15 protein-coding genes are annotated in these 13,219 nt (G+C 29.2%); 2 read left to right on the top strand and 13 right to left on the bottom strand.

The window, feature by feature from the left end; genetic code table 11:
• Positions 1-6: 6 nt before the first annotated feature.
• Positions 7-429 (bottom strand): aspartate carbamoyltransferase regulatory subunit, encoded by a 423-nt coding sequence (locus B8978_RS11130; RefSeq protein WP_084116101.1) that lies wholly within the window; start codon positions 427-429, stop codon positions 7-9.
• Positions 429-1,352: an aspartate carbamoyltransferase gene (pyrB, locus tag B8978_RS11125; protein WP_084116100.1), complete on the bottom strand. Its 924-nt coding sequence runs from the start codon at positions 1,350-1,352 to the stop codon at positions 429-431. Before pyrB ends, B8978_RS11130 begins: the two co-directional genes overlap by 1 nt.
• A gap of 341 nt (positions 1,353-1,693) precedes the next feature.
• On the opposite strand from pyrB, the gene B8978_RS11120 reads away from it, so the two are divergent.
• Entirely contained in the window at positions 1,694-2,296 is a 603-nt protein-coding gene (locus B8978_RS11120) for a DedA family protein (protein ID WP_084116099.1), read from the top strand.
• Between the two features lie 336 nt (positions 2,297-2,632).
• Here B8978_RS11120 and B8978_RS11115 read toward each other — a convergent pair whose 3' ends face one another.
• Together B8978_RS11115 and B8978_RS11110 are read right to left on the bottom strand one after the other, a co-directional pair.
• Positions 2,633-3,406, bottom strand: coding sequence for an SDR family NAD(P)-dependent oxidoreductase (locus B8978_RS11115; protein ID WP_084116098.1), 774 nt, complete (start codon positions 3,404-3,406; stop codon positions 2,633-2,635).
• A 37-nt stretch (positions 3,407-3,443) separates the two neighbouring features.
• Positions 3,444-5,183 carry an ABC transporter ATP-binding protein gene (locus tag B8978_RS11110; protein ID WP_084116097.1) on the bottom strand — a complete coding sequence of 580 codons (1,740 nt, stop codon included), beginning with the start codon at positions 5,181-5,183 and terminating at the stop codon, positions 3,444-3,446.
• A gap of 269 nt (positions 5,184-5,452) precedes the next feature.
• Here B8978_RS11110 and B8978_RS11105 point away from each other — a divergent pair, with 269 nt between their 5' ends.
• Positions 5,453-5,653: an alpha/beta-type small acid-soluble spore protein gene (locus B8978_RS11105; protein WP_084116096.1), complete on the top strand. Its 201-nt coding sequence runs from the start codon at positions 5,453-5,455 to the stop codon at positions 5,651-5,653.
• Between the two features lie 121 nt (positions 5,654-5,774).
• On the opposite strand, the gene B8978_RS11100 is transcribed toward B8978_RS11105, so the two are convergent.
• From B8978_RS11100 to B8978_RS11060, 9 genes are all read right to left on the bottom strand, one after another.
• The gene (locus B8978_RS11100; protein WP_084116095.1) at positions 5,775-6,194 is read right to left on the bottom strand and encodes a CBS domain-containing protein; all 420 of its coding nucleotides are present in this window, start codon (positions 6,192-6,194) and stop codon (positions 5,775-5,777) included.
• A gap of 129 nt (positions 6,195-6,323) precedes the next feature.
• Positions 6,324-7,397 carry a nicotinate-nucleotide--dimethylbenzimidazole phosphoribosyltransferase gene (gene cobT / locus B8978_RS11095; protein WP_084116094.1) on the bottom strand — a complete coding sequence of 358 codons (1,074 nt, stop codon included), beginning with the start codon at positions 7,395-7,397 and terminating at the stop codon, positions 6,324-6,326.
• Between the two features lie 66 nt (positions 7,398-7,463).
• Positions 7,464-7,781, bottom strand: coding sequence for a PTS lactose/cellobiose transporter subunit IIA (locus tag B8978_RS11090; protein ID WP_084116093.1), 318 nt, complete (start codon positions 7,779-7,781; stop codon positions 7,464-7,466).
• An 80-nt stretch (positions 7,782-7,861) separates the two neighbouring features.
• Complete coding sequence (locus tag B8978_RS11085) at positions 7,862-8,164, bottom strand: PTS sugar transporter subunit IIB (protein WP_084116092.1); 303 nt, start codon at positions 8,162-8,164, stop codon at positions 7,862-7,864.
• A 75-nt stretch (positions 8,165-8,239) separates the two neighbouring features.
• Complete coding sequence (locus B8978_RS11080) at positions 8,240-9,955, bottom strand: methyl-accepting chemotaxis protein (protein ID WP_084116091.1); 1,716 nt, start codon at positions 9,953-9,955, stop codon at positions 8,240-8,242.
• 220 nt (positions 9,956-10,175) lie between these two features.
• A complete protein-coding gene (locus B8978_RS11075) occupies positions 10,176-10,637 on the bottom strand; it encodes a ribonuclease H-like YkuK family protein (RefSeq protein ID WP_084116090.1) in 462 nt (153 codons plus the stop codon).
• A 104-nt stretch (positions 10,638-10,741) separates the two neighbouring features.
• Positions 10,742-11,290, bottom strand: coding sequence for a 6-phospho-3-hexuloisomerase (gene hxlB / locus B8978_RS11070; RefSeq protein ID WP_084116089.1), 549 nt, complete (start codon positions 11,288-11,290; stop codon positions 10,742-10,744).
• Positions 11,291-11,295: 5 nt separating this feature from the next.
• Entirely contained in the window at positions 11,296-11,934 is a 639-nt protein-coding gene (gene hxlA / locus B8978_RS11065) for a 3-hexulose-6-phosphate synthase (protein ID WP_084116088.1), read from the bottom strand.
• Between the two features lie 93 nt (positions 11,935-12,027).
• Complete coding sequence (locus B8978_RS11060) at positions 12,028-13,068, bottom strand: LacI family DNA-binding transcriptional regulator (RefSeq protein ID WP_139796037.1); 1,041 nt, start codon at positions 13,066-13,068, stop codon at positions 12,028-12,030.
• Between the last annotated feature and the right edge of the window lie 151 nt (positions 13,069-13,219).

Below are 13,219 nucleotides of genomic sequence, written 5' to 3'. Positions count from 1 at the left end.
TCCCCCTTATATCGTAACTATTTCATCACAATATTCGCATCTATATTCGCCTTTTTCCGCATCTACTAGATTAAATATATGCGGTACATATAATTCAACAGAAGTAATACACCTTGGGTTTTTGCACCTAATTACATTTTCAACCTTGTCTGGAAGACTTAGCTTAATCTTTTCTTTTATTCTCTCATTTTCAATTATATTAACTGTAATATTATGATCTAAAAGTCCAAGCATTTTAAAATCTAAATCAATAACATTTTCAATTTTTATTATGTCTTTTTTTGCATTTTTTGTACTATTTACATTCATAATTAAAGCTGTTGGAAAATCAGCGTCTTGAAGATTTAAATAATTATAAATCTTTATTCCATGTCCGGCCTGAATGTGATCTATTACTATTCCATTCTTTATACTGTTTATAGTAATCATTAAACCACCCCCAAAAGTTTTGCCATTAATGCCATTCGAACGTACATTCCGAACTTAGCTTGCTTAAAATAACAAGCTCTTTCATCTTCATCTACTTCATAATCAATTTCATTTACTCTTGGTAAAGGATGAAGAATTATCATATCTTTTTTTGCAAGTTCAAGTTTTTCCTTATCAAGAATATAGCTATCCTTAAGCCTTATGTAGTCTTCTTCGTTAAAAAATCTTTCTTTCTGAACTCTCGTCATATATAAAATGTCTAGATTTTCAATGACATCTTCTAATTTCTTTGCCTCTACAAAATCAATATTGTTTTTTTCAAGTATTTCCTTCTTAATATAATTTGGGATTTTCAATTCATTAGGTGAGATTAGTATAAATTTATTATTCTTATATCTTGAAAGTGCTTTTATAAGTGAATGAACAGTTCTACCAAACTTAAGATCACCACATATACCAATTGTTGAATTATTAAGATTCCCTTTAATTTTTCTTATGGTTAAAAGATCAGTTAACGTCTGAGTTGGATGTTGATGTCCACCATCTCCAGCATTTATTATTGGTACCTCTGAATACATAGCAGCAATTTTAGGTGCCCCTTCTTTTGGATGCCTCATAGCTATTATATCTGCATAACATCCCACAACTCTTATTGTATCTGCTACGGTTTCACCTTTAGAAACTGAGGTTGAATTTGGTTCTGAAAAACCAACAATTTGACCACCAAGTCTTAACATAGCAGTTTCAAAACTAAATCTGGTTCTTGTACTTGGTTCGTAGAAAAGTGTTGCTAATATTTTACCAAAAGCTATTTTGCTATATTGCTCTGGATTTTCTATTATATCATCTGCTAATTTAAAAATTTCTTCTAATTCATCAATGCTAAAATCCATAGGATCAATTAGACTTTTTCCTTTTAACATATTATATTACTCCTCCTTCTTAGTCTCTCTGTACTAAATTTAAAGGTACACAAAAAGCCTTCCTTAAAATAAAGGAAGGCATAATGATATCATAACTCATGTATACTCATTTGACCTTCCCAGTCTCTCTGAACTGAACTTAAAGGTTCATTAATTTCTATATTATACTATCATAACACTTTTTTAATGTCAATAAGAATTGAATTTCACTATTTAATTGTAAATTTTTTATAACCAATTTATTTTTTCTGAAAATTATGTGGAAATTTGTTTGCTTAACCTTTACAATAGGTACTATGTATTAAATAAACATTGTACATCTTAGAAAGGATTGTGTTAATTTGGTTGAACATATTATAAACATATTAATATTAATACTTGGAAAACTTGGCTATTTAGGAACATTTTTAGGGATGTTATTTGAAAGTGCCTGTATTCCAATACCAAGCGAAATAATTTTACCACTTGGAGGCTACCTAAGTTTTAAAGGAAGTTTAAATTTGATAGTCACTATTATAGTTGGAACTTGTGGTGGAACTTGTGGTTCTATAATTGCATATTTAATTGGTGCAAAAGGTGGAAGACCACTTGTGGAAAAATATGCAGATAAGCTTCATCTTTCAAAGGAAAAGATTGAAAACAGTGATACCATGTTCAATAAATATGGTGATAAGATAATATTTATTTCCAGATTGCTACCAATTATAAGAACCTTTATATCTTTGCCAGCTGGTATTACAAAGATGAATTTCACTAAGTTTGTAACTTATACCTTCGTTGGATCTGCTATCTGGAGTACTATACTAGTATATCTTGGATATGTTATGGGTGAAAATTGGGAGACAATTCGCTCTTATTATCACTATTTAGATATAGCTGTTTTAATTGCAATTATTGGATTTATAATTTATAAAATTGTTACTAGAAAGAAAAGTAAAAAATAATTTAACCAATTCAAATCACAGTAGTAAGAAATTGTGACGCAACTGGTTAAAGATTTTCATCATAGCTAAAGCTAGATAAAAAGATTAAAGAAAGCCTTCCGCTAGATGGAAGAATTGACGAGGCCTAGGCCGTCAAAGTGGTAGATAAAGAGTTCTAAGTCTCATATGGATGACCCTCCACCTAAAACTTAGAACTCTTTTTATGTATCTTAATATTTAGAAACAACTCTACAATATATTTTAAGTTCAAAGACTTTTCATAGCGTAGTAGAGAAAAATCATCCATAGCTTTTTCCCACGGAAAACCCTTCACCTTTACTTTGCAATCTCTCCATACTATAAATCAGCCTTATTGTTATCTGTTAACCCTCTTTGATATTTACCTACCATTTTCATAACTAAATTACTTGGCAATTTTACTAATATTTTATTCGTAATTCCTGGTACTATCACCCTTTTATCTCTAAGTAACTGCTTATAAGCTATTTTTGCAATCTTACTTGGATTTGAAGCTAATGTTGAATCTTTCCTTCCAGCTCTCTTAGCAAAATTAGTTTTTGTTGCGCCAGGACAAAGTGCGCTTACCGTAATATTATATGGCTTTAATTCTTCTGACACAGCTCTTGAAAATGATAATACATATGCCTTAGTTGCATAATAAATTGCTATATATGGCCCTGGCGTGAAAGAACCCGTGGATGCTACATTTAAAATTTTACCCTTTTTCATTTTTATCATTTCTTCAGCAAATAACTTTGTAAGTTTAGTTAGAGCTATTATATTTAATTGAATCATTTCCATATCTTTTTCTATACTAATACTACTAAACAAGCCCACGTTTCCAATGCCGGCATTGTTAATTAATATATCAATTTTTAGGTTTAACTTTTTAATTTCATTAAACACTTCCTCAGCAGAAAATTCTTCGCATAAATCCTTAACAATTACATGAACTTTTATTGGGAATTTCATTTCTAAACTATCTGCTATTTTTCTTAATTCATCTCTACTTCTAGCAACTAAAATTAAATTATAATTATTTTTTGCAAATATTTTAGCCAGCTCTAGCCCTATACCACTAGAAGCACCCGTTATTAATACATTTTGCATAATTCTATCTCCTATATAATGAAAAAGGGTTTCGGACTTATTTTATAGTTTCAAATTGCATATTATAAAGCGAAGCATATATTCCTTTTTTGTCCATAAGTTCTGAATGATTTCCTCTTTCTTTAATACCTTCTTCTGTTAAAACCATAATTTCATCTGCATTTCTAATTGTACTAAGTCTATGTGCAATAACAATAGTTGTTCTATTTTTTGAAAGTTCTTCAAGTGAATTTTGAATGAATTTTTCACTTTCATTATCTAGTGCTGATGTAGCTTCATCTAAAATTAGGATTGGAGGATTTTTAAGAAATACTCTTGCTATAGATATTCTTTGTTTTTGTCCCCCTGAAAGTTTAACTCCTCTTTCTCCAACAAAAGTATCATATCCATCCTCAAGTTCCATAATGAATTCATGTATATTAGCTCTCTTAGCAGCTTCAATAATTTCATCATCTGTTGCATTTTGTTTTCCGTAAGCTATATTTTCTTTTATAGATCCTCCAAATAGATATACCTCTTGTTGGACAATACCTATGGCGTTTCTAAGTGAGTTCAATTTTATATTTTTTACATCAATTCCATCTATTGTTATACTTCCATGTGATATTTCATAAAATCTTGGTATAATACTACAAAATGTAGTTTTACCACCACCAGATGGTCCAACTAACGCTACATTTTTTCCAGCTGGTATATTTACATTAATATCTTTAAGTATATCTAAGTCATCATCATATCCAAAAGTAACATTTTTGAACTCAATATCACCTTTTGGTTCTCTAATATCCACAGCATCCTTTTTGTCTACAATATCTGGGTTTGTGTCAAGTACCTGTAATAATCTTGTAAAACCAGTAAGTCCTCTTTGAAATTGCTCAGTAAAGTTAACTAATTTATCAATTGGGTTTAAAAATATATTTATATACAATATATATATTACAAGTTCTGAAACATTAAAATTTCCTGTACTTATAAATATACCACCAAGTAATATCACTGAAAGATATAACATTCCTTGAAAAAAACCATTCCCACTATAATATCTTCCCATAGTAAAATAACTTTCTTCTTTAGTTCTTAAAAATTCATTATTTCCTTTTTCAAATTTAGCAGCCTCAACTTTTTCATTTGCAAAAGATTTAACAACTCTTATACCAGAAAGTGTATCTTGAACTACTGCATTTACATCCGCAATTTTTACTCTATTACTCATAAATACGTTTTCCATTTTTTTGTTATAAAATAAAGAGAAATATAACATTACTAAGGTTATAAATATTAATAACAAGGTTATTGGTATGTTTATGCTAAACAAAATAATAAAGGATCCTATAATCTTTAAAAGCGAAATAAACATATCTTCAGGTCCATGATGTGCTAATTCTGATATATCAAACAGATCATTTACAATCCTTGACATAAGCGTCCCTGTATTATGATTGTCGTAATATGAAAAAGAAAGTTTCTGATAATGTTCAAATAAATCCCTTCTCATATTTGCTTCCATTTTTGCGCCCATTATATGACCCCAAGAAGTTATAAAATATTGACAAAAATATCTTATTATGTACATAGCTAGCAATGCTGCTCCAAGTATAAGCACATATCGTAAAATAATATTTTTATCTTTCAAAATGTATACATGGTTAAGCATAAATTGTACAATTATTGGAAAGACAAGATCTACTGCAGATAAAATCAACGCGCAAAACATATCTGCAAAAAATAATTTTTTATAAGGTTTGTAGTATGCAAAAAATCTTTTTAATTTGTTCATAATAAAAAACAACACCCTCTTTTAAAAAAATAATATAAAGACAAAATATAATATACATACTAAATAACTTAACATTTAATATGCATTTTATCAATATAAACTTCCTTTCACGATTATTTTCTACTTTTACATATAATAAATGCATAAGTTCTATTAAATACAAATTACTTCCATAAAACTCTTAAATTTCATAGAATATGATTCTTTAAACTGCACAATATACTATCGTAACACAAATAAAAAATTATTTTAGAAGGAGATGCATACTTATGTCAAGTAGAAGAAATAGGGCCCTAGTCCCAGAAGCAAGAGAAGGATTAAACAAATTTAAGATGGAAGCTGCTAATGAGGTAGGTACTCCTTTAACTGAAGGTTACAACGGAGATCTTACTTCAAGACAAAATGGTTCTGTTGGTGGTCAAATGGTTAAAAAAATGGTTCAAGATTATGAAAGCAAACTAAGCAAATAGTACCTTTTAACTTCTAAATCTAAGGGTGTTTCCAAAGATATATGTTTTATTTTTGGAAACACCCTTTTATTATATTTATAAAAAATAAAAGCCATCAATATTAGATGACTTACATAAGCTTTTACATACAATTTAATTTTTCACTTTCATTATATTTGCTCATGCTGAGCAAATCACTTTTTTTGATTATTCCTATAAATATATTGCTATCATCTACCACAGGCACAAAACTTCTATCCAACATTGATGTTGGCAAATCATCAATATTATCATATATATGCACTGTCATATCTATCATGTCCGTTATAATATCTGAAATTCCCATTTTATTAAAATCTTTAAATTCAAGTTTAGGAGAGTTTTTTATCTTACTAATTAGGTCCTCTTTTGTAATAATCCCTACAAAAACTCCCTTGTCATCTAATATAGGTAATCTATTGCAATTGTGATATTTCATTTTTTCTAAAACCTGTCTCACCGTAGAAGTTAATTTTACGTATATTACTTCTCTCTTAGGAGTCAAAAAAAATACTATATTCATAATTATTAACCTCTTTCCCTTTATTATTTTTTTCTATACCTATATTATATATGTTGTTTTTTAAAATTTCAAGAGTTTATTTGATAATCTTTTAATAAAATAGATTTATTTTTGATAATTTATCAATAGCTATGCTTTTCTGATATCAATATAAAACTTTTTGTTTATCCCTGCTTCATTAAACGAAGCCATGTTATTAATTGTATATAATGCAGTCTCAATTAAATTAAAAGCTATAGGACATCCCGATCCTTCACCTAATCTCATTTTTAAATTTAACACTGGTTCTATCCCCATCTTTTTCATTACAAATGCCATTCCAGGTTCTGCAGAAATGTGCGATGGAAATATGTAATCTTTAACATTGTTATTTAACTCATATGCACATAATGCTGCAACTGAAGATATTAAACCATCAATTACAATTGGTAATTTTTTTTCTGCTGCACCTAAAAAGCATCCACAAAGCGCTGCTATATCAAAACCTCCAACTTTTGAAATAACATCGATAACATCACTTTTTTGTGGTAAATTAACTTCTATTGCCTTCTTTACTACTGACTTTTTATTTTCTAATTGCTTATCTGTAAGTCCTGATCCTTTTCCAACTGCACTCTCTAAATCTATTTGGAGTAAAACACTTAATATTGCCGCAGACGTAGTTGTATTTCCAACTCCCATTTCTCCAGTTCCAAACATATCGTATCCATATTTACTTAATTCATTCACCGTTTCGATTCCAATTTCAATAGCTCTAATTGCCTGACTACGACTCATAGCTGGACCTTTGGCTATATTTTTTGTTCCATATGCTATTTTCTTATTTATTATTTTTTTATTATTAAAATCAGCGTTTACACCAACATCAATTACTGTTATTTCTGCATGCTCCTTTTTTGCTAAAACACAAACACCTGTGGTTCCTTTGGTGAAATTCTCCATTACAATTCGAGTTATATTTTGAGGGCATGTACTAACGCCTTCCTCCACAACTCCATTGTCCCCGCACATAATAATTATATTTTTTTTATACTTTTCATATTTTAATTCACCTTTAATTCCTGCCATCTTTGCAGAAATTTCTTCTAACATTCCTAAACTTCCTATAGGTTTAGATAAGTTGTCTATTACGTTCATAGCATTTTTTATTGCTAGTTTATTTGAAGGTTCTATTCCTCTAAGTGTTTCCTGTAATAATTTCATTTTTTTCTCCTTAATATTATAATAAATACATTTTTATTATAATATTATTTAAGATAATTTTACATATTATTTTTCCCTTACTTTTTGATATAACTCAATTATAAGTTTTACCATATCCCTATAAGTTACTGAAGTCATAAATTGGTCCTGCGCATGAATTAACAAAATTGTTTTTTCAATTATTATTCCATTTAACTCCTCCTCTATAAGTCTTGTTTGTATATTATGTGCTTCACCAATACTTTTTCCAGCTTCTTTAAGTTTAGCTTCAGCACCATATTTGTCTCCGCTTAGAATTAGATTAAAAGCTTCGGTTGCAAGAGCCTTTCCTTCTCCGCTACACGTGATAAGCGTCATGCAATCCTGTACCAACTGTTTATCCATATTATTAGACCTCTTTCTCTTAAGTTTAATAACTCATGAGTTTATTGCTTAAATAAAACCTTTACAGTAAGTGCTAAGCTTTATTTGTTGATAACTGCCAATGCTTGAGCTAATACATTTTTACCATTTATCATTCCATAATCTCTCATACTAATTGTTTCTACTGGGCAGCTTCCATCTACAATTTTTGTAATTTCTTTTGACATATGCCTTATTTGTGGCCCAATTAGAATTACATCTGCTTCATCTTTTACTTTTTCTAGAACTTCTACTGAATATGCTTCAATTTTAGCTTCTAGTTCTATAGTTTCTGCTGCCTGTCTCATTCTTTTAACAAGTACAGACGTTGACATTCCTACATTACATACTAAATAAATGTTCATAACTAATTCCTTCCTTTATTTTGCTTATATATATAATATAACATTTTCAACCTAAGTATAAAACAAATTGAACATCTATATTTTAAAACTTTTAGTGATTTCAGTAAGTTTTTGTGCAAGTTCTGCTTGATTTTCAGCTGACTTTGCAACCTCGTTTACTGCTATAGTTACATCATTTATACTATTCATTATTTCTTCTGATCCACTTGCAGATTCTTCTGCAGTTGATGACATATTTTCAATTGCACTATTTACTTGCTCAACTATTTCATTAATTTCTTTAGATGAATATGCAATATCTTTAGCCATTCCATTAATAAATTCAGCATCATTTTCATATTGAATTCCAGTATTCATTAATAATTCAAAGCTTGGTTTTATATTTATACCTATATAATCCAAAATTTCCTTACCACTTGTTGAAAGATTATTAAATGCCACTTGAACTTGTGTTACCATATCCTGAATATCCAAAACCGCTTTACCTGATTGCTCTGCAAGTTTTTTAACTTCATCTGCTACAACTGCAAATCCCTTTCCTTGTTCTCCCGCTCTAGCTGCCTCTATTGCAGCATTTAATGCAAGTAAATTTGTTTGTTCTGCTATCCTGCCAATAGAATCGGCCATGGTTTTTACTTGTTCTACAATTTTTCCTTCCTCTATTGATTTTAATATATTTTCACTTTTTTCTTTATAAATATTATTTCCTTCTATAATACTTCTCTCAGCTTTTTGTTTAACATTTAAAGCCCTCTTTTTTATTTCATTTGCAGAAATTACTGCATCCTGTGCTTTTTTAGCTAAATTTGCTGTAGTTTCACCAATTTCAAGTGACGAACTGCCAACTTCTTCTGATATAGAACTTAACTCCTTAGACCCGCTAGCAATGATACCCGTTGCCTCACTAATTACTTGCATAGTAGAAGAAATTTCTTCTGTAGTTGAAGATAAGTCTTGACTTGAAGTATTAATAACACCTGAACTATTTACAATTTCACCTATTAAATTTTTTACATTTGAATTTGCCTCATTTAATGCACTAGATACTTGTCCAATCTCATCTTTATAATTTACTTTTATATATTGCTGTAAATCCCCACGCTGAAGTGATTTTGCAAAACACAATATTTTTTCAACTCTTCTTGAAATTAAAACTGATATCATTATTCCTAAGACAATTGCTATTATAAGTCCTAGCAATGTTATTCCTATTGTTATATAAATAGATGTCTTATATGTACTTATGTTTAAAGCATTGGCATTATCGGCTTCTTTCCTGTTTATTTCTATAAGTCTGTCTAAATCACTATATACGTTACTCCTTAAAGTTGCTACCTTTAAAAATCTATCGCCAGCCTCACTAAACTCATTATTTACCACATATAATTTTATAACATTGATATTGTCTTCATATTCATATATATCTACTTTTAATTTTGAAAAAATCCCTTTTTCTTCAGCAGATGAAATATACTTGTCATATGTGTTAACGATTACATAGCTGCTATTAGATAAATTTTCAATATTTTTCGAAACACTTTTATTTTGTTCTGCATCTTCATTCTGATATACTAATTTCATTGTTTCAGTTTCAATATCAGCAAAGTTTTGCTTTATACTATTCAAATTCTCTATGGACTTTAAATTATAATCATGCATTTTAATTGCATTAGAATTTATTTTATTCATATTATTTATACCAATAGCTCCTACAATTCCTATAAAAAGTGCTGTTAATAAAAATGACAGTATTAATTTTTGCGATATTTTTAAATTATTCATCCACTTCATAAAAATCCCTCCATTACTTTTAGCAAACGTTTGCACAACCCATATTACTTATTCTATATTAAATTATAAAATCCGTCAATAAGTATAACCATATTTATAATTTCAGCACATGCTTAACTTCTACAAACATTTACTTAACTAATACTAGCAATTGAACTTTAGTTAAGCTAACACTCAGATGGAGTTAAAACTAAAACCTCACCTGAGTACAAGTTCCACTTTATTTTGAATATTTATTTGCTATTGTTGAGGCTGCGTAAGAATCTGGTTTCGTTTTACAGTCAAATCCACATGCTTTTACCCATGAAGTAATTTCAGGTATTACCCTTTTTGTTGGCCCATTTTGACCTGCATCTACATGAATTCCTATACTGTAATTAAAATCTTCATCATGAAATTTTTTTGAAAGTTTCATAGCGAGTTCAAGACTGATACTAGTTTCATAAAATAATTTTTGATTAATATCACTAATCTTTTTTACCCTTTTAACCTCATAAAAAAATATTCCTCCGTGTCCAACTTGGTATACTGAAACAACTAGCACTACTTTTGTAAGTTCAAAATTTTGACTGTCAGTGCCAATTGAAATTTTGTACGCTTCTTTAGGAGCTTTGTTTACAAAGTCTTTTATAATAGAAAACATCTTATCAAAATCAACTTTTCCATAGGTTATACTTTGCATAATATCTCCTTCTCTCATAACTTATTGTGTTTTATATATTATAAGTTAATTTGAGGAAAATGATGCTATAAAAATAAATAATTTCATTTTAATCTGGCTTAAATCTACTCTAAATTACTATGTTTTTTAAATGCATCATCATTGTTTAAATTTTTTGACTCCGCATACCCTAAACAAATAGAATCAAATATTATATGGCAACACTGGTCAAAAAGTGAACCTAATGGCTGAATACTTGATGTCTCTCCTTGTCTGCGATATTTTGTAGCTGCTGGTATATGTAATTTAAACGTAGCTATCTTTCCAAGTTCTGAATCTAAATTAGTTGTAACTACAATAACAGAACACCCCAATTGTTTTGTTCTTTCTGCTGTTGTAACAACATTTTTAGTTGTACCAGAACCAGAAATAGCAACAAGTATGTCACCTTTTTCAATGGCAGGAGTAATAGTTTCTCCCACAACATACACCTTTGCACCTAAATGCATAAGACGCATAGCAAACGATTTACCCATAAATCCACTTCTGCCTTCTCCAATAACAAAAATTCTATTTCCATTATTCATAATTTCTATAAATTCATCTATATCTTTCTCTTCTATTCCTTCTAATACACTTTTTATTTCATTCATAATTATTTGTGTTCTTCTCATTAAATTTACCTCCTATTAGCTAATTCTTTAATTTTTTTTGCTTCAAGTTCTGGATTATTTGACTTTGTAATTGCGGAACCAACTATTACTACATATGGATGGATATCTTTCAAATTTTCTAAAAACTCACTAGTAATTCCACCCGCTATTGCTATCTTTAAATCCTTTATTTTAGTTAATGGTTCAGGTACTTTTATTTTGCTTACCTCCTGTTTTTCTCCAATAACCTCTTGTAAATCCTTACTAATATGCATACAAAAGATAGCATCTTCATATACACTAAGCTCCTTTATTTTTTCATCTGACGTATTAAGAAGGTCTATCATTACCTTCCTTCCACTCTCCCTTGCTACTTCCATACAAATGTCTATAGAAACCTTTGGTGCTGTGCCCATAACTGTTGCCACATCAGCTCCAGCTTCAAAGCACATTGTAAATTCATATTTAGCATTGTCAAAAGTTTTCACATCTGCCAAAATAATTTTTTCTGGAAATGCCTTTCTTATTTCTTTTACACTTTTAATTCCAAATTCCTTTATAAGAGACGTACCAACTTCAATCCAATCAACATATTTTTTTACTTTATTTGCATTTAAAATTGCTTCTTTAATTGTAAGTCTATCTAAAGCCAGTTGTATATTCATCACTAAACCTCCATTTAAGTTATTTCATCTTCAATTCATTTATGGTACCGATTCCAAATTTACTTAAATTTTTCATAACTACTGAAATTCTTATTATTGTGTTGAACCTCTAATTATTAATTGGCCCGGAAGTTCTATTATTTTAGGCTCATCTACATCACCATTTATACGACTTAAAATTCTATTCATTGCTGTATTACCAATTTTATAAGCTGGCTGAGCAAAAGTTGTTATCCCATTACCAATTATTTCAGTCCATTCTGGATTATCAAAGCCAACTATCCCTATATCCTCTGGTATTCTTAGATTTTTGCTTTTAATTATTGACATTATTTTTAATAAAACAACACCATTAGTAGCAAAAATAACCCTTGAATTTTTTTGGGAATCCTCTAAAAAACTATTAATGCCATTCTCAAGATTTTTACTTATATTAATATCAATTTCGTATAAATCTTTACTTGCACTCATATGTTTCTTTTCAGAAAGTATTTTTATAAAAGTATCCATGCGTTCTATTCGTGAACTGATTTTTTTAACTGGCTCTGTAAAAAAAGCTATTCTCTCATAACCTTTTTCTAATAAAAAGTTTACAATTTCTGACGTCCCCTTTTTATTATCAACTGATATAGTGTCAAAATCTAATTCGGGTATTTTGCGATCTACTAATACTACAGGTATCTCATCATCTGCTGCTAATTTGTATAAAAATTCATTGTTTTTACCCGTTGTATTTATAATAAGACCATCTATCCTATGTGCTTGAAGCATAAATATATAATCAAGTTCTTCAACTGGATCATTATCTGTATTGCAAACAATAAGACTATAATCATTTTTTTTGCAAATAGTCTCTGCCCCTCTAAGCATTTCTGTTGAAAATGGATTAGTTATATCAGCAATTACCATACCAATTATTCGACTTTTGTTTCCTTTTAGTCCCATTGCCATAACATTAGGCCTGTACCCTAGTGTATCAATGGCTTCTTCAATTTTTTTTCTAGTTTTTTCAGCTAAAGAATCATAATGCCTTCCAATATATCTTGACACAGTTGTTTTTGACACCCCAGCCAACTTTGCTACGTCATTTATTGTTACTCTTGATGTTCTTGAAGCTGTAATAAATTTATTCATCACTTAATACTCTCCTATAACTGATAATGGTACCGGTTTCATTATTTTACTAAAGTATATTAAATTATTGAATACTTGTCAATACTAATTTAATCATATGATATTGATTATCACTATCATATATGGTATGATAATTTCAATTTATAAAATA

This window comes from Clostridium acidisoli DSM 12555, assembly GCF_900176305.1.
Taxonomy (GTDB): Bacteria; Bacillota; Clostridia; order Clostridiales; family Clostridiaceae; genus Clostridium_I; species Clostridium_I acidisoli.
The sequence above is the reverse complement of the archived record's forward strand: the minus strand, read 5'-3'. Positions and strand labels throughout refer to the sequence as shown.